Source organism: Pleionea sediminis, assembly GCF_007570825.1.
Taxonomy (GTDB): Bacteria; Pseudomonadota; Gammaproteobacteria; order Enterobacterales; family Kangiellaceae; genus Pleionea; species Pleionea sediminis.
In genome coordinates this window covers 166,911-184,467 of sequence record NZ_SUNB01000002.1, presented here as the reverse complement: position 1 = coordinate 184,467, position 17,557 = coordinate 166,911, and the positions used below count along the sequence as shown (strand labels likewise).

Annotated in this window: 13 protein-coding genes; 11 read left to right on the top strand and 2 right to left on the bottom strand. The window is 40.9% G+C overall.

Translation table 11 applies throughout. From position 1 onward, the window contains the following. Nucleotides 1-14: 14 nt before the first annotated feature. From FAX86_RS10705 to FAX86_RS10660, 10 genes are all read left to right on the top strand, one after another. The gene (locus tag FAX86_RS10705) at nt 15-239 is read left to right on the top strand and encodes a DUF2835 family protein (RefSeq protein WP_144393412.1); all 225 of its coding nucleotides are present in this window, start codon (nt 15-17) and stop codon (nt 237-239) included. Nucleotides 240-482: 243 nt separating this feature from the next. Next, nucleotides 483-2,306: a DUF1302 domain-containing protein gene (locus FAX86_RS10700; RefSeq protein WP_144393411.1), complete on the top strand. Its 1,824-nt coding sequence runs from the start codon at nt 483-485 to the stop codon at nt 2,304-2,306. Nucleotides 2,307-2,320: 14 nt separating this feature from the next. Next, entirely contained in the window at nt 2,321-3,688 is a 1,368-nt protein-coding gene (locus FAX86_RS10695) for a DUF1329 domain-containing protein (protein ID WP_144393410.1), read from the top strand. Nucleotides 3,689-3,875: 187 nt separating this feature from the next. Continuing rightward, nucleotides 3,876-4,850 (top strand): WD40/YVTN/BNR-like repeat-containing protein, encoded by a 975-nt coding sequence (locus tag FAX86_RS10690; protein ID WP_144393409.1) that lies wholly within the window; start codon nt 3,876-3,878, stop codon nt 4,848-4,850. 18 nt (nt 4,851-4,868) lie between these two features. Continuing rightward, on the top strand, nt 4,869-7,187 hold the full coding sequence (locus tag FAX86_RS10685) for an efflux RND transporter permease subunit (RefSeq protein ID WP_144393408.1): 2,319 nt from the start codon (nt 4,869-4,871) through the stop codon (nt 7,185-7,187). A gap of 173 nt (nt 7,188-7,360) precedes the next feature. After that, nucleotides 7,361-12,343: an NAD-glutamate dehydrogenase gene (locus FAX86_RS10680; protein ID WP_144393407.1), complete on the top strand. Its 4,983-nt coding sequence runs from the start codon at nt 7,361-7,363 to the stop codon at nt 12,341-12,343. Between the two features lie 172 nt (nt 12,344-12,515). Beyond that, entirely contained in the window at nt 12,516-13,625 is a 1,110-nt protein-coding gene (locus FAX86_RS10675) for an S-(hydroxymethyl)glutathione dehydrogenase/class III alcohol dehydrogenase (RefSeq protein WP_144393406.1), read from the top strand. Between the two features lie 3 nt (nt 13,626-13,628). Further along, nucleotides 13,629-14,483, top strand: coding sequence for an S-formylglutathione hydrolase (fghA, locus tag FAX86_RS10670; RefSeq protein WP_144393405.1), 855 nt, complete (start codon nt 13,629-13,631; stop codon nt 14,481-14,483). Between the two features lie 252 nt (nt 14,484-14,735). Then, complete coding sequence (locus FAX86_RS10665) at nt 14,736-14,933, top strand: helix-turn-helix domain-containing protein (protein WP_144393404.1); 198 nt, start codon at nt 14,736-14,738, stop codon at nt 14,931-14,933. Between the two features lie 359 nt (nt 14,934-15,292). Continuing rightward, on the top strand, nt 15,293-15,661 hold the full coding sequence (locus FAX86_RS10660; protein WP_144393403.1) for a hypothetical protein: 369 nt from the start codon (nt 15,293-15,295) through the stop codon (nt 15,659-15,661). Nucleotides 15,662-15,781: 120 nt separating this feature from the next. On the opposite strand, the gene FAX86_RS10655 is transcribed toward FAX86_RS10660, so the two are convergent. After that, nucleotides 15,782-16,174: a DUF3224 domain-containing protein gene (locus FAX86_RS10655; RefSeq protein WP_144393402.1), complete on the bottom strand. Its 393-nt coding sequence runs from the start codon at nt 16,172-16,174 to the stop codon at nt 15,782-15,784. 261 nt (nt 16,175-16,435) lie between these two features. Between FAX86_RS10655 and FAX86_RS10650 the strand changes: the two genes are divergently transcribed. After that, the gene (locus tag FAX86_RS10650) at nt 16,436-16,627 is read left to right on the top strand and encodes a hypothetical protein (RefSeq protein ID WP_144393401.1); all 192 of its coding nucleotides are present in this window, start codon (nt 16,436-16,438) and stop codon (nt 16,625-16,627) included. 120 nt (nt 16,628-16,747) lie between these two features. Here FAX86_RS10650 and FAX86_RS10645 read toward each other — a convergent pair whose 3' ends face one another. Beyond that, entirely contained in the window at nt 16,748-17,509 is a 762-nt protein-coding gene (locus FAX86_RS10645) for an SDR family NAD(P)-dependent oxidoreductase (protein WP_144393400.1), read from the bottom strand. Nucleotides 17,510-17,557 lie beyond the last annotated feature (48 nt).

The window sequence follows — 17,557 nt, the reverse complement described above, 5'->3', positions numbered from 1 at the left end:
GGGTGTGAAAACCGATGCCCAGTTACACATTTCATCTCGCGATTGCAAAAGATGAATGGTTAAGAGTGTACAGTGATTATTCGCGTTATGTTTGGTGTCGTGCAGTGGACGGCACTCGACTCAAAATTCCTGTAAAACACTTTTTACCTTACGTAACAGCGATGGGAGTTTCTGGCTCATTTGTACTAGATATTGATGAATCGAATAAATTCCTTTCGATGAAAAAAATAAGCGACTAAATTGATGCGCTGCAAAATGCAATTTTGCGATATAACATGCTGATTTGTAAGAAAAATAATATTTTAAAAAAATCACTTTAAACTGGTCGGAGGATTTTTAATAATAAAGTCCATACGAAAGGCTTGTTGTCGACTTTACAAGGCTTTAACCTGCCATCGTAATATCCGATAGTAAGGTGAGTTTTGAACCAGGTTACAACGGCGATTCACCATAAAATTAAAAAAACGGGGAAGGTAAAAAACATGACAAGAAAAGGGCTTAATCAAATTGCTCAATCCTCGTCGCCTAAATGGGCCAAAGTAGCGTCTGCAGTTGCAGTGGCTTTGGCTGTGCCGGCTACACAAGCGGTGGGAATTTCATGGGGCGACTGGGAAGGCAGTTTTGACTCGACAATTTCAATCGGTTCGAGTTGGCGTATCGAAGAGCAAAGCGCCAACTTAATTGCTAGAGGCCAACCATTTGATAACGGTGGCATTGGTAATCGTTTTTCTTATAACGGTGACGACGGTAACCTTAACTTCCATAAAGGCGATGCTTTTTCACAAGTCATTAAAGGTGTCCATGATTTCGGATTGCAACACTCCAGTGGCGTCGGTTTTTTTGTTCGAGGTTTATGGGCCTACGATCATAAATATGAAAATGGTGATTTCCGATACTACGGCCAACAAGAAAATCCATTCTATGAAAACGATCCTCGCGTCGAAGGATTTTCAGATGAAGCGTTAGATATTCATGGTACAGATACTCGTCTGTTAGACGCGTACATTTACAATACATGGTACTTTGATGATTCTGTTTTACAGGTTCGTTTGGGTGAGCAGGTTGTAAACTGGGGTGAAAGTACTTTTATTCAACATTCCATTTCAGAAGCAAATCCGATCGACATCACTCGTCTGCGAGTTCCTGGCTCAGAATTAAAAGAAGCGTTCATTCCAGTACAAACGCTTTGGGCTTCATGGGACCTTTCTGAAAATGTAACTTTAGAGGGTTACATGCAGTTTGAATGGGAAAGCATTCGTCTTGACGAAGCGGGAACTTATTTCTCGACATCTGATTTCGCCGGTGATTCTGGTGAATACATATGGCTTGGATTTACTTTAAATCCTTCCTTTGAAGATCGACTCGAAGCAACGCTTATTAATGCTGCTCGACGAGTTGATGATCCTGATCGAGCGCAAGCCAGCGATGACGGTCAATTTGGTATTCGTCTTGGTTGGTATGCGCCAGAGTTAGGTGGAGCCGAGTTTGGTTTTTACTACATTAACTATCACAACAAACGCCCCGTCATTTCTGCAAATAAGTTTGATGTTGCTAACGATGGTATTATCGGTACGCTTGAATACATCGAAGACATTGAACTCTATGGTGTGAGCTTTAACACAGCGACGGATGGCGGGTTATCTATCTCTGGTGAAATTTCTTATCGACAAGATGAGCCATTACAAGTAGATGACGTTGAGTTGCTATTTGCAGCCCTCGAAGGTGTCACCGCCACTGTACCGCTTGGAACCTCTCAGTTAAATGGTGCTGTTGCTCCGGGCGAATATATTGCAGGTTACCGATTGTTTGACACTATCCAAGGTCAGGTCACTATGGCTAATCTGTTTGGTCCAGGGCTAGGTGCTGAACAGTGGACTGGATTGGTTGAAATTGGTTTTAACCAAATTCAAGATTTTCCAGGTGTTGATGAACTTCGTTTTGAAGCACCGGGTACTTATCGAAGTGGAAACCCAGATCGCGCCGGCTTTGAAGGTGTCGAAGAAAATAGTTTTGCTGAAGAATTCTCTTGGGGATATCGCGCCGTTCTTAAAGCTGATTACAAAGGTTTTATCGGTTCGTGGAATATGGCCCCAAGAATCGTGTTTCAACATGATGTGTCAGGTATTACTCCAGCACCAATCAGCAATTTTGTTGAAGGCCGAAAAGCATTGGCATTTGGTCTAGAGTTCGATTACTTAAAGCGCTACAAAGTTAATTTTGGTTATAACCGTTACTTCGGTGGCGGAACACAAAATCTATTATCAGACCGTGACTTTGTATCATTGAACGCGAGTTACTCATTCTAAACAAGGTTGGACAGATGAACAAAACATTAACAAGTATTCTATCTGGTGCTATGGCTCTTGCCATGGCACACAGTGCATACGCAAAAGTTGCACCCAATGAGGCGGCTAAACTAGGCGCCGAGCTTACTCCGCTAGGTGCGGAAAAAGCCGGCAATAAAGAAGGTACGATTCCAGAGTGGACAGGCGGTATCACAAAACCTCCAGCAGGTTATAAAGTTGGTGATCATCATCCGAACCCATTCCCGGATGACAAAGTTTTATTCACAATCACTGCCAGTAATGCAGACAAGTACAAAGACAACTTGTCACCTGGCATTATGGCGATGTTTAAAACTTACCCTAAAACTTTCAGTATTCCTGTTTATCAATCACGCAGAACTTACTCTGCTCCACAACGGGTTTATGAAGCAACAAAATTGAATGCAACTCGTACCGAGTTGGTACCTGGTGGTAATGGTCTTAAAAACGCAGCTGTTGGGACTCCATTTCCATTTCCGCAAAATGGTTTAGAAGCGATTTGGAACCATATTGTTCGTTTCCGTGGCGTAACGGTCACTCGTGATACTGGCCAAGTAACACCAACTCCAGATGGTGATTACACTTTGGTTAAATTCCGAGACGAATTGGATCAAATCTATACTGCGGAAGGCATGACTCCTGAGAAATTGTCTGAACTCAATATGCTGTTCTATTTCAAACAGTGGGTATTGTCTCCTGCACGTCTTGCCGGGACTGCATTGTTAGTTCATGAAACATTCAATCAAATCAAAAAACCTCGTCAGGCTTGGACCTACAATACCGGTCAACGCCGTGTACGTCGTGCTCCAAACGTAGCTTATGATGCTCCAGGAACAGCTGCTGACGGTCTTAGAACGACAGATGATTTCGATATGTTCAACGGCGCACCTAATCGCTACAATTGGAAGTTGTTGGGCAAAAAAGAAATGTACATTCCTTATAACAGCTACGATCTTCATTCCGATAAGTTGACCTACGATGACATAATCAGACCCGGTCACATAAATCCTGCGCATACGCGTTGGGAACTTCACCGAGTGTGGGTTGTTGAAGCAACGCTGAAAGAAGATACACGTCATCAGTACGCAAAACGTGTTTTCTATATGGATGAAGACAGCTATCAAATCGCTGTAACTGATATTTACGATACGTCAAATGAATTATGGCGAGTTGGTTTTGCTTACGCTTTAAACTATTATGAAGTACCAACCCTGTGGTCAACGTTAGAAGTTATTCATGACTTGAAAGCAGGTCGATATATTGCAATTGGACTCGATAATGAGGATGCAATGTACGACTTCACTGCTAAAAAGACTGAAGCAGACTTCCGTCCTGCGGCGTTGCGTCGAGCCGGTCGACGATAAGGTGTAAACGATATTAAAAAAGGCCGGATTTCATCCGGCCTTTTTTAATCCACGCTAAAATGCGTGCAAAACGTACGATTATCAATCAATATCGCTTAGTTTGAATGTTGTCTAATGAAAATAGGGCAATGTTCGATCTAGAATTGACTTCAAATTAACCTTTGTTGCTCAGTGTTAAGAGGTAACAATGATTCACAGCTTAAAATTATTATTGCTATTGTCGCTCACTCTATTTTCGATGGCGCATGCTGCTCAATCCATTGAGGCGCAAAAGGCGGATAAATCGTTATTGTTAGATATTGCTAAGTTACCTGAAGATAAATTAGTCGCCGTTGGTGAACGTGGCCATGTCTTGCTTTCGGATAATCAGGGAAAAAGTTGGCGGCAAGTTATTACGCCAACACGTTCTACTTTAACAGCCGTCACTTTTGTCGATGACAAAATAGGTTTCGCTGTGGGGCATCAGCAGGTCATTATAAAAACAGCTGATGGTGGCGAAACTTGGGAACTCCAATTTGAGAATTCTGAAGATATTTATTATCCAGCATTATTTGACGTTTGGTTTAGTGATGCCGAAAAAGGGATTGCGGTTGGCGCTTATGGTCTTTATTTATCAACGAATGACGGTGGTGAAAATTGGGAGTTTGTCGACCAGGAGTCGTTAGGCGATCCTGATTTTGGTTTACCGCATTTTTATAGCTTGGATTACGATAGCAAGAAAAATCGACTGTACATGGCTGGAGAGCTCGGATTTTTAGCCGTTTCTGAAGACCTAGGTGAAAACTGGGAGTCGTTGGAATCTCCTTATGAAGGTTCATTCTTCAATGTTGGCGTTACACCATCGGGTAGTTTGCAAGTAATGGGGCTTCGTGGACATTTATTTCGATCCGCGGATGATGGCGAAAGCTGGGAAGAAATAGAAACCAACAGCATTGCCTCGATTAATAACATGCTTAGTATCGGTGGATCTCAATTAGCTTATTTTTCAGTAGATGGCGTGATGTTATTTTCAAATGATGATGGTATGTCGGTTAAATCTGTACAAACGGTTGATCGTAACGGCTTGATGAATGGCGTCAAAACAGGGATTAATACTCTGGTTGTGGTCGGAGCGAAAGGTATTGATCGTTTCGATATGTCTGGCCAAAAAATAATACAATAACTGGGAGTGACTTTACTCATGCAGCAGTCAGCTCTAAATAATTTTATTAATAATACTTTTTTTAAGCATCGTGGTGTTGTTCTTTTTTTCTTTTTGATCGTCACCGTTGCTATGGGATATTTCGCATCAAATTTAAAAGTTGATGCCAGTTTTGAAAAAAATATTCCGCTCGAACATCCTTACATGGAAACTTATTTAAAACATGAGGCGGAATTCGGCGGTGCTAACCGAATTATGGTGGCATTGGAAGACACGTCTGGTGATATTTTTAATGCGTCTTTTTTCGATGCATTAAATAAAGCAACGGAGCGAGTGGTTTCAATTCCCAGTATTAATCAACCACAAGTACAATCTTTGTTTACTCCAAATACGCGTTACATTGAAGTGGTTGAAGATGGTTTAGAGGGCGGGCCGGTTATTCCTGCAACCTTTGACCCCTCTAATCAAGATTCTCTTGAAAAAGTTCGTAAAAATGTTCTCAAAGGTGGATTTGTTGGTCGGTTGGTTGCAAATGATTTTTCAGCCGCAATGGTATCAGGCCAAATATTTTCCGTTGATCCTATTTCAAAAGAGAAAACTGATTTTATCGCTGTCGCGAAAGCCCTTGAAGATATTCGAACCGACTTAGAGTCGGAGTTTCCAAATGTAAAATTACATATCATCGGCTTTTCAAAAATGATTGGCGATATTTCTGCCGGAGCAGAAGGTGTCTTCATGTTCTTCGGTATTGCGTTTTTAATTACAGCGGTATTGGTTTATTTATATTCGCACAGTATTCAATTATCCGTGTTACCTCTTTTAACCTCTGTCGTTGCAGTTGTTTGGCAATTGGGTTTGTTAACCGTGATGGGATTTGGTATTGATCCTATGTCAATACTGGTTCCATTTTTAGTGTTCGCTATCGGCGTAAGCCATGGTGTGCAAATGATCAATGCGGTGGGCAAAAATGTTGCCGGAGGAGCAACATCTCTCGACGCATCTTGCGCTGCCTGTAGTCGATTATTCATTCCAGGAATGGTCGCACTGCTCAGTGACACTATTGGATTCTTGACTCTCTTGTTTATTGAAATAGACATCATTCGAGAGCTTGCGATTACGGCTAGTATCGGTGTCGCAGTTATTATTTTAACTAACTTAATTTTGTTACCTGTCTTGCTATCTTATGCGAAATTTGGATCGGGATTTGCTGAAAAGGTAACAAAAGGTGCACAACGTCAAACTGTTTTATGGCATAAGTTAGCTAGTTTTGCTCGCATTCGAAACGCAAAAGTAACTGTTGCTGTTGCTGCTCTTTTAGCAGTTGTTGGCGCATATTTTGCGAATGATATGAAAATTGGTGATTTACATGCTGGAGCTCCAGCGTTAAGAGCTGATTCTGTTTACAATAAAGACACGGCCTACATTACGGATAAATTTTCTATCGGCACTGACGTTATTTCGATTATGGCAGAAACAAAAGTCGATGGTTGTACCGATTACACCGTAATGAAAACCATCGACGATTTTCAGTGGCACTTGCATAATTTAAGTGGTGTTCAGTCTACTCTAAGTATCACAACCATTTCGAAGACTTTGAACTCAGGCTTTTTTGAGGGCAATCTAAAGTGGAAAGTTTTACCAAGAGAGACCAATACCTTGGCTCAATCGATTCGCTATGTGGAAACATCGGCAGGTTTATTTGATAAAGATTGTCAGTTTATGCCTGTTCTGGTGTTTACCAAAGATCACAAAGCTGAAACGATTGAGCAAGTGATCAATGCAGTTAAAGACTACAAAAGTAATAATTCTTCAGAGTTAGTTGATTTTAAACTGGCCATGGGTCCTGTGGGTGTTATGGCTGCAACAAATGAAGCGGTGGAAGCTGCGCAATATCCGATGTTGATAGGGGTATATATTGCCGTCATATTGTTGTGTTTAATCAGTTTCCGATCGATTCGATCGACGCTGTGCATAATTATTCCATTGGCGATAGTTTCTATTCTGGCTCAAGCTTTAATGACTTGGTTAGAGATTGGTTTGACGGTGGCAACTTTGCCAGTTATCGCTTTGGGTGTTGGTATCGGGGTTGATTACGGAATATACATTTTCTCGAGGATGTTAGATTTTATCCGTAATGGAGAATCAATTAATGAGGCATTCTATAAAACTTTGAACCTCACCGGTAATGCTGTATTTTTTACAGGTATCACGTTGGCAATTGGCGTCAGTACCTGGATATTTTCTGCATTACAATTTCAAGCCGATATGGGTATTCTTTTAACCTTCATGTTCTTGTTTAATATGCTTGGTGCGGTCATATTATTACCTGCACTTGCATCTTTATTCTATCGACGTTAGTCCTTTAATTTTGGGTAGTGGTTTGTCCACTACCCAATATCATTATTTTTCTTAAAAAACATTAAATTGCATGATGCGAAGTGTTTGTTATTAGCCTAGAATTATCCCTTTGACGATCGCAAAAATTTTTACGCTCAAATCGATTAAATTCAAAGTAGGAAGGACAAGCATTTATGACGCAGGCACCTAATGAGCATCAACCTGTGCTCCTCGAAAACGTCATTAAACTCATTGAAAGCAAATTCAAAAAAGAGCAAGCAAACGTAGTTAGTCGCTTTGCACAATTCTTTTACGGTAGTATCTCTCCTGAAGATCTTAATGATCGAGCTGCTAACGACCTTTATGCCTCAGTGCTCAGTTTATGGAACTTTATTAATCAAGGCGCTTCAGACGATGTCTGTGTTCGCGTCGTTAATCCGGAATTTGAAAGTCATGGCTGGCACTCCAATTACACCGTAATCGAGCTTGTTCATCCTGATATGCCGTTTTTGGTTGATTCTGTTCGTATGGAATTAAATCGGTTGGGCTTGGGAATTCACTTACACATTCACTTACCCATCGCGGTAGAACGTGATAAGGGCCACAAAATCGCAAATATTGAACTTGCGAGCGAAAATGACGATCGTTCTTGTATCACACCGATGTATCTTGAGGTGGATCGTCAAGTTAAGCAGGAAGAGCTTGATCACATTCAAGAGAATTTAGAGCGAATTTTAAAGGATGTTCGAACGACTGTTCGTGATTGGTCACCGATGAAAGACAAACTTCAAGAAGTGACTTCTCGTGTTGAAAATTACAAATCGAACGTGTCGGACGAGAAAAAAGCAGAGACATTGGCGTTTCTAGATTGGATTTCTGGGAACCATTTCACACTTCTTGCTTACACATCGTATGATTTAAAAGAGTCCGATGGAAAAACTTATTTAGTACCTCAAAAAAAATCGACACTTGGTTTAGCAACCTTGCCCCATTGGTCGCCCAAAAAATATTCCCTGTCCGATTTGCCTAAGGGCGCCCAGCGACTTATTTTGGACAGTTCAACGTTATTGGTTCTAACAAAGTTAAGTGCGATGAGTACCGTTCATCGTCCAGCGCACATCGATTACATCGGAATTAAACGTTTTGATGAACAGGGCAATGTTATTGGTGAGGATCGATTCTTAGGTTTATATACGTCGGCGGCATACAATGTTAATCCAATGTCGATACCAGTATTGAGGGAAAAAATTCAAGCTGTTCTTGATTGCTCAGGTCTTCCACAAGGTGGTCACGATTCAAAAGTATTACGCAATATTTTGGAAACTTATCCGCGTGACGAGCTATTTCAGATTAGTATACATGACTTATTAGGAACAGCAGTCGGTGTGATGCACATAAAAGAACGAGCGTTAATTCGATTGTTCGTTCGTCGTGACCCCTATGGTCGGTTTTTCTCATGTTTGGTTTATGTTCCGAGAGAAATTTATACTACGAAGTTGCGCTTGAAATTTACGAGCATTCTTGCCGAAACTTTTCAAGCCAGTGGTGAAATCAACTTTACGACAACTTTTTCTGAATCCATTTTGGCGAGAATTCAATTCACTGTTCCGGTGGATAATGCTGAGAATATTGAGTACGACATTCAATCTATGGAGCAGGAATTAACCGAGGCTGCTCGTTCGTGGGATGATAATTTTACGGATGCGTTAAAAAGCGAATATGGTGAAGCGCAAGGTGGCCGTTTAGCGGTGACTTACAATGAAGCTTACCCATCTGGTTATAAAGATGAAATCTTGCCACAAACAGCGGTTTTGGATGTTAAGCATTTAGAAAGTTTATCGCCAACCAAAAGTTTGAGCATGCTGCTTTATCGTCCGCAAGAAGATACCGAAGGGATGCTAAAGTTTAAGTTGTTTCATCGCGATCAACCGACACCCTTGTCCGACGTCATGCCGATGCTTGAAAATATGGGGCTCGAAGTTCTGGGCGAAACACCTTACAAAGTAGATTTAAAAAATCGAGCGGTTCGTTGGATTATGGATTTCAGCATGATGCACTCGTCGGGTAAAGAGCTAGTGCTAAGTGACATAAAATCAAAATTTCAAGATGCTTTTTTACAAACGTGGAATGGTCGGGCTGAGAATGACGGGTTTAATCGATTAGTTTTATCCGCTGGATTGGATTGGCGTGAAACCTCTATTTTGCGTGCTTATGCTAAATACTTGTGGCAAATCGGATTTACGTTTAGCCAAAGTTACATAGAAGAAACGTTAGCAAAATATCCACTTATCTCTCGTAAGTTAGTCGAGTACTTTGCACATAAATTTGATCCTTCAATTGAAAGAGATGCTGAAAGGCAACGAGAACTTAATAAAGAAATTGAGGGTATGCTCGACCAAGTGAGTAACTTGGATGAAGATAAGATATTAAGTCGCTTTATGAAAGCGATTGATGCAACTTTGAGAACTAACTTTTATCAGTTGGATAAGAATGGTGAAGCAAAAGAATACATTTCATTAAAGTTAAATCCGAAGAAAATACCCGATGTTCCTCTTCCGATACCTATGTTTGAAATTTTTGTTTACTCACCTCGAGTAGAAGGCGTTCATTTGCGAGGTGGTAAAGTCGCTCGCGGTGGATTGCGTTGGTCCGATCGTCGTGAAGATTTCCGAACTGAAATTTTAGGACTGGTAAAAGCACAACAAGTTAAAAATACGGTCATTGTACCGGTAGGGTCAAAAGGCGGCTTTGTTTGTAAAAAGCTACCCACCGAAGGTGGACGCGAAGCCTTTTTTAAAGAAGGTGTCGAGTGTTATAAAACATTTATTAGCGGACTTCTCGATATTACGGACAATTACATTGATGAAGAAGTTGTTGCTCCCGAAAATGTCGTTCGTTATGACGAGCCTGATCCTTATTTAGTTGTTGCAGCGGATAAAGGAACTGCAACCTTTTCTGACATCGCGAATGGTCTATCGCAAGAGTATGGGTTTTGGTTAGGCGATGCCTTTGCCTCGGGTGGCAGTGTTGGATATGACCATAAGAAAATGGGTATTACCGCACGCGGAGCCTGGGAAAGTGTTAAACGACACTTTATGGAAATGGGGCACAACACACAGACTCAGGACTTTACGGTTGTCGGAATTGGCGACATGGGCGGTGATGTTTTTGGTAATGGTATGTTGTTGTCAAAACATATTCGACTCATCGGTGCCTTTAATCATTTACATATTTTTATCGATCCAAACCCAGATGCAGCAGCGAGCTGGGAAGAGCGAAAACGGCTGTTTGAAAACCCGGGTTTAAGCTGGGAAGACTATAATTCAGAGTTAATTTCAAAAGGCGGTGGAGTTTTCCTTCGATCGGCCAAGTCCATTAATCTGACGCCAGAAATGAAAAAGATGTTGGGCGTTAAAAAGGCCTCAATGGCACCTAATGAATTGATCAATGCATTGCTAAAAGCGGAGTATGATTTGCTTTGGAACGGCGGTATTGGAACTTATGTTAAGGGGATCGATGAGCATCATTCTGAAGTGGGTGACCGAGCCAATGATGGCTTACGAATTAACGGCAGTGAGTTACGTTGTAAGGTTGTCGGAGAGGGTGGAAACCTTGGTTTAACTCAGCTCGGTCGAATTGAATTTATGCGCAACGGTGGCCGATGTAATACCGACTTTATTGATAATGCGGGTGGTGTTAACTGTTCGGATCACGAAGTAAATATCAAAATACTGCTCAATAAAGTCGTTGAAGCAGGCGATATGACCAGTAAGCAACGCGATAAGTTGTTTATGGATATGACCGACGAAGTGGCCGAAATGGTATTGCTTGAAAATTATTTACAAGCGCAATCCATTAGTTGCACCGAAGCTCGAGCGCCATTTATGTTAAAAGAGCAAATGCGATTTATTCATGCGTTAGAGCGTGATAACAAGTTGAATCGTGCACTTGAGTTCATGCCTAACGATGAAGAAATGACTGAGCGCATGGCACAAGAGGAAGGGTTGACGCGAGCAGAGTTAGCTGTTTTGTTAGCTTACGGAAAAATGGAATTAAAAGAATCTTTATTAGCACCTGAAATTACTCAAGAAGCTTACTTTGAGCAGGTGTTGATAGACTACTTCCCAAAACCGATTCGTAAAAAGTTTGTTAATGAAATAAAGCAACATCCACTGCGAGATGAAATTATTTCAACGGTACTTGCCAATAAAATGGCCGATTATCTCGGCAGTAATTTCGTTTATCGAATCATTGATGAAACAGGTGCGACACCTGCGGATGTTGGTATTTGTTTTACTCTTGCAAAAGAAATTTTTTCGATGGACAAGATGTGGTCTGATATCCAGAGTTTGGATCATCAAGTTCCAGCGAGAACGCAAGTTGATATGATGTATCAGACTCAACGAATGGTTCGACGCTGTACACGATGGTTCTTGCGACATCGTCGTAAGAATTTGGCGATTAACGAAGGAATAGAATACTTTAAGTCGGGCGTTCAAGAGTTGCAAAAGCAAGTGGCTAAATCATTAGAAGAATCTGAGCTAAAAGAGTTAGAAAAGAAAATTGACTCTATGGTTAATGATGGTGTGCCAAAGCCGTTGGCATCGAATGTCACCTACTTAAGCACTATGTTTTCTGCATTAGACATCGTTGAAATGTCAAAAATGACCAGTTTACCTATTAAGATGGTTGCTGATGTTTACTATCAACTCGGTGCTGAACTTGAACTGCATTGGTTCTTGAATCAAATCGTGTCGCAGCCGGTTGACAATCATTGGCAAGCGTTTGCTCGAGCATCATTCCGAGAAGAGCTGGATTGGCAGCAGCGCAGTTTAACGGTTGCGTTAATTCAGATGACATCAGACTGTACAACGGCAGAGCAAAAGATTCAAACATGGTTAGATAACAACGATGAGTTACTGAATCGATGGCGACAAATGGTTGCTGATTTTCGAGCGAGTAGCAGCCATGAGTTTGCTAAGTTCTCCGTGGCCTTACGAGAGCTTGTCATTCTCGTTCAAAACTGTATTCGCTCTGCAGCGGTCGCACAAGAGACTGCACTCAACGCTTCACGACCCATGAGTAAGTTGCCAATGAGTAAAGTAACTAAAGAGAAGCCTGCATCGAAAAAGAAAACGGCTGCTAAGAAGAAAACGGTGGTTAATAAGAAAAGTTGATATTGCTAAATTATGTTCATCTGTAAAAGAGGAGTTAAGTCTCCTCTTTTTTTTACTTGTGGAAAAAACGTTTAGGAAATGTCATCTATTTAACTCAATATGAGAAACCGGTTGTCTTGTTGAGCCGCAGAAACACTTGCTATAGTTTCTGACCTATTTGAGGAGTTTATCGATGAAAACACGAGCGGCAGTTGCATTTGAAGCAAAGTCTCCACTGGAAATTGTGGAATTAGATTTAGAAGGTCCAAAAAAAGGCGAAGTTTTAGTTCAGATTATGGCGACCGGCGTTTGTCACACTGACGCTTACACTTTGTCTGGAGCTGATCCAGAAGGAATTTTTCCCAGTGTTCTAGGACATGAAGGTGGAGGAGTTGTTGTTGAAGTTGGCGAAGGCGTGAAAGATCTCAAACCGGGGGATCACGTTATCCCTTTATACGTTCCTGAATGTAAAACCTGTAACTTCTGTCTATCTGGAAAAACAAATTTGTGCCAATCTATCCGAGTAACACAGGGTCAAGGATTGATGCCCGATGGAACTTCTCGTTTTTCGTATAAAGGAAAAAAGATTTTTCATTATATGGGCACTTCTACCTTTTCTGAATATACGGTATTGCCAGAAATTTCTTTAGCGAAAATAAACTCTGCAGCACCTCTAGAAAGGGTTTGTTTATTAGGCTGTGGGATCACAACAGGAATCGGTGCGGTTTTAAATACAGCCAAAGTAGAAGCTGGTTCAACAGTTGCGGTATTCGGCTTAGGTGGTATCGGTTTAAGCGTAATTCAAGGTGCTGTTATGGCGCAAGCAAAACGCATTATTGCCATTGATTTAAATCCCGAGAAATTTGAAATGGCCAAGCAATTGGGTGCAACCGACTGCGTGAACCCAAAAGATATTAGTGGCCCACTACAAGAAGCGATTGTGGAAATGACTAATGGCGGTGTCGATTATTCATTTGAGTGCGTGGGTAATGTCTCTTTAATGCGTACTGCATTAGAGTCTTGCCATAAAGGTTGGGGCGTCAGTGTAATCATTGGTGTGGCTGGTGCTGGCGAAGAAATATCGACGCGACCTTTTCAGTTGGTTACCGGAAGAACCTGGAAAGGAACAGCGTTTGGCGGCGTGAAAGGGCGTAGTCAATTACCCGATTATGTTGAAAATTATATGAAGGGAACCATTAAAATCGATCCTATGGTGTCTTACGAAATGTCGCTTGAAAAAATAAATGAAGCCTTTGATTTAATGCATCAAGGCAAGTCGATTCGTTCCGTGATAAAGTTTTAAATTATGAAATTACTTGAACAACACAAATGTTTTGACGGTTACTGGCAACGCTATGAGCATTTTTCATCAAGCTGTCAGTGTGAAATGACATTTTCCATCTTTTTGCCCTTTGATGTTCAGCAAGGTGAAACTAAAGATAAAAAAGCAGCTTTGTTTTGGTTATCTGGTTTAACGTGTAATGATCAAAATTTTGTACAAAAAGCGGCATGTGAACGCTATGCCGTTCAACACCAAATGATTATTGTTGCACCAGACACCAGTCCTCGTGGCGTTGACATCGAAGGTGAAGATGACGATTGGGACTTTGGTTCTGGCGCAGGATTTTATCTGGATGCGACAAAAAAGCCTTGGCAGTCGAACTACAATATGTACACCTATATCGTTGATGAATTATTTAAATTGGTCACTGAGCAATTTCCTATCGATGTTAAACGAATCGGTATTTCAGGCCACTCCATGGGCGGTCACGGAGCATTAACGATTGGTTTAAAGCATCCCGATCAATTTCGCTCTGTGTCGGCTTTCGCGCCTATTTGTGCTCCGAGTCAAGTTGCTTGGGGAAAAAAGGCATTTTCTGGCTATTTGGAGCAAGGCTGCGAGCTAGAGCAATACGATGCTTGTCAGCTGATTGCTAAAGGATATCGTGTTCCCCACATTAAAGTGGATCAAGGAAAAGCAGACGATTTTCTGGAGCCACAACTAAAACCGGAGTTATTACTGCAAGCCTGTCATGAAGCAGAAGTTCCTCTCGAACTAAGTATTAGAGATGGATACGATCACAGCTACTTTTTTATCGCGTCCTTCATTGACGATCATATTGCATATCATAAAGCCCAACTTAGTGGAATGTCTGAGTAATAGACATTCCACTCCCTCAAAGACATCGACTAATTCCAATTATTTTAATTTGCTATATCTCGGTGCAATCGATAGCGCTACTTGCATCTTTTTGACGCCAAAATAATCACTTTTTCCTGATCTTTGTCATTATCTCGTTAAAAACAGATGGCATGATAATTTCATGCTAATAATTAAGTAGGACTAAAGCTTTAAGAGCCTGGGTCCGAATGGTTAGTTTGTGGTTGTGTCTTTTTAATCGAGGAGTAAAAGATGAATATTGAACGTAAATTGCGAGCAATAGACATGGTTAAGCGAGAAGGTCGAGTGGTGAGTGAAGTCGCTGAGGTGTTGGGCGTATCGAATCGACGAGTGTTACGCTGGTTGCAAGAGAGTGCTAATCAATCATCATTTTCAACGGAAGACGACAACTACGCGTTTCCCTCTCAGTATATATTTGCGCTGAACTAGTCGTTTCAATAGACAAAATTGCTTTCGATTTTGTTGCTCATGCGAGCACGAAAATGGTGTTTCTGATGAACTGCTCCCAGAAGTTGTTTGACTTCTAGAAGCTTTTAGACTGACTTTTGAGTTAGTTATTGACCGAAAATTATAGGTATTATTGGGTCATTTTTAGCTAAGTTCTATCTAGCCTACAATGATTATTACTGTATAACTCATTAATTTTAAATAGAATTATTATTTTTTATTAAGCCTTTATTGGATTGGTATTCAAACGAGTACTTACTTCATTCTTAGCTGCTATATTGCGCGCAGTGGCTATCTTTGATAAAAAGTTTCTGGTCAGTTAAAAATATAGGGACAGATGTATGACCCCATTCATTCCTCCACACAATAGACGTTACGAAGCTAATAGGAAAACTGAAAAACTCGCAAAAGGATCAGTAAAGAAAAGCGAAGACAATGCTGAAAGAATTAACGATCTTGAAAAGGAAGTGGAAAAGCTTTCGCTAGTTTGCGAATCTCTTTCTCGGTTCATAGAAAAAAATTTGCAAGACGTTACTCTCGATCTTGAGTATGAAATTGATGAAACTACTAAGCTGAGAGAGCAACGTAGAAAAAGTAAGAATCAATGCATACAGTGCAGTATGTTAGTGCCCAGTAGTTTTAATTATTGTATGTATTGTGGTGCAAGTTTAGAAAATGTTGCGAAAAAAAATATATTTGATCGAATCTAGATTGACTAAGTTGAAATGCAGGTGAGCTTGCAAAGTTACAATTTATTTTGTTTTATCGCTACTTATTGGGCAGTTAGGAATGACAAAAGCTATAGTAACTTTGCAATGTGATTAATTGTTTCAGTTTAATTCATATTCAAAAGTATAAAAATGTTGTCCATTTTCAATTTGAATACTCATACTGCCACTTAGACCTTGTAATTCGCCAATTCCCGAATCTGGCACAACTTCTAAGATTAGGTTCTGTCCATCTTTACTCATTGTTCCATAGTGCTGCAAGACGAAACTACCGTCTTTTCCATTTAATTTCCCTGTGACGAATTCAACTGCCACGTAGCCGGCACTGCCCTCAACAGGTAAACGAGTATTTAACATTTCTCCTGTGCTTTTGGCAGAGAGTTCTCCATAGAATGTTTTATCGATGGCCATTCGGCCTAGCTTAATTGAATTTTGTGATGTCGCGTAGGTATCCAGTGGATTTAAAGTTACGTCAAATTTTCCTGAAATTATCATAATGATCCTTTATGCCGTGTTCTAAATTTTTCTGTGTTGTTCATACGACTGACATCATAACTAGAGTTTTCTTATGATGAAATCACTTCAATCCTGTTCTTTATTACTGGATTCTGTATAGACCTGTTTTAGCAGGAATAAGTCATTTTTGGTGATTGCCATATTTTCGCCATAATCGGTCGGTTTTAACCAGATTCAGACGCTAGTTCGGTCAGATTGTTTTGGTGTAATGAACTCATCAACTAATGAGGAGTAAGACAAATGACACTATTTTCAACTGATTTATTAAATCAAGATCCTGAAGCGTTTGATAACTATTTCAACACAACCGAGAAAGAGTCTCAGGCGTATCGTCGTAGAATCGAACGAATAGAGAAGTTTTGGAGCGATTGGCCGAAGCAAGAAGCTAAGAATAAGAAAGCGGAGCGATTATCTCGACTAAAACGACGTTAATGAGTGATTCACTGAGTTTGTTATTGCGAGGGAAAGAAAGGGAAAATCAGCTTTTGGCTTAAAGTTTGATGACACCGAGCATTTTGTTTAAATCGAAACTCGGTGTCATTAGTTATGGGGTTATTGCAGTCGGCAAGCGCCGTCTAATCGAATAACACTGCCATTAAGCATTGGGTTTTCAAAAATATGGCGAACTGTGGATGAGAACTCATCCGGTTTACCAAAACGAGATGGAAAGGGGACGCTGTCGTATAATGATTGGCGAATTTCGTCGGTGACTCCATCCATCATCGGTGTTTCGAAGATGCCTGGTGCGATTGCCATGGCGCGAATACCGTCGCGAGCGAATTCTCTTGCTGTCGGTAAAATCATACCAACTAATGCTGATTTAGTTGCTGAGTAAGCGACCTGACCAAATTGACCCTCGTAAGCGGCAATTGATGCGGTATGAACAATAACCCCGCGCTCACCACCGTCGTTCGGCTCATTTTTTTGCATATGTTTCGCAGCCTCACGGGTTAATAAAAATGAACCGACTAAATTAATGTTGACGACTTTCTGAAAAAACTCTGCGGGCATAGGACCTTTTTTGCTTAAAATGCGACCGTTACCTAAGACACCAGCGCATCCGACCGCCAGATTTATTCCGCCCATTTTTTCAGCGGCCTTATCAAATGCGTGAACGACATCTTGCTCCTGACTGATGTCAGTTTTGATAAAAATGGCATTGTCGCCCAGTTCAGAAGCGTACTTATTACCTTGTTCTTCGTTGATGTCGAGCAGTGCAACTTGACCACCTGCGGCAACAATATCTTTTGCAACACCGGCGCCAAGACCAGATGCTCCGCCACTAATCACAGCCTTAGTTTCTGAGTAATTCATTGAGTGCTCCATTACTGAATCATTGGAAAGTGCCGCCATTTTACACGT

Coding starts and splice junctions, on each gene's coding strand:
- FAX86_RS10705 (WP_144393412.1), top strand. CDS start 15: ATGCCCAGTTACACATTTCATCTCGCGATTGCAAAAGATGAATGGTTA.
- FAX86_RS10700 (WP_144393411.1), top strand. CDS start 483: ATGACAAGAAAAGGGCTTAATCAAATTGCTCAATCCTCGTCGCCTAAA.
- FAX86_RS10695 (WP_144393410.1), top strand. CDS start 2,321: ATGAACAAAACATTAACAAGTATTCTATCTGGTGCTATGGCTCTTGCC.
- FAX86_RS10690 (WP_144393409.1), top strand. CDS start 3,876: ATGATTCACAGCTTAAAATTATTATTGCTATTGTCGCTCACTCTATTT.
- FAX86_RS10685 (WP_144393408.1), top strand. CDS start 4,869: ATGCAGCAGTCAGCTCTAAATAATTTTATTAATAATACTTTTTTTAAG.
- FAX86_RS10680 (WP_144393407.1), top strand. CDS start 7,361: ATGACGCAGGCACCTAATGAGCATCAACCTGTGCTCCTCGAAAACGTC.
- FAX86_RS10675 (WP_144393406.1), top strand. CDS start 12,516: ATGAAAACACGAGCGGCAGTTGCATTTGAAGCAAAGTCTCCACTGGAA.
- fghA (WP_144393405.1), top strand. CDS start 13,629: ATGAAATTACTTGAACAACACAAATGTTTTGACGGTTACTGGCAACGC.
- FAX86_RS10665 (WP_144393404.1), top strand. CDS start 14,736: ATGAATATTGAACGTAAATTGCGAGCAATAGACATGGTTAAGCGAGAA.
- FAX86_RS10660 (WP_144393403.1), top strand. CDS start 15,293: ATGACCCCATTCATTCCTCCACACAATAGACGTTACGAAGCTAATAGG.
- FAX86_RS10655 (WP_144393402.1), bottom strand. CDS start 16,174: ATGATAATTTCAGGAAAATTTGACGTAACTTTAAATCCACTGGATACC.
- FAX86_RS10650 (WP_144393401.1), top strand. CDS start 16,436: ATGACACTATTTTCAACTGATTTATTAAATCAAGATCCTGAAGCGTTT.
- FAX86_RS10645 (WP_144393400.1), bottom strand. CDS start 17,509: ATGAATTACTCAGAAACTAAGGCTGTGATTAGTGGCGGAGCATCTGGT.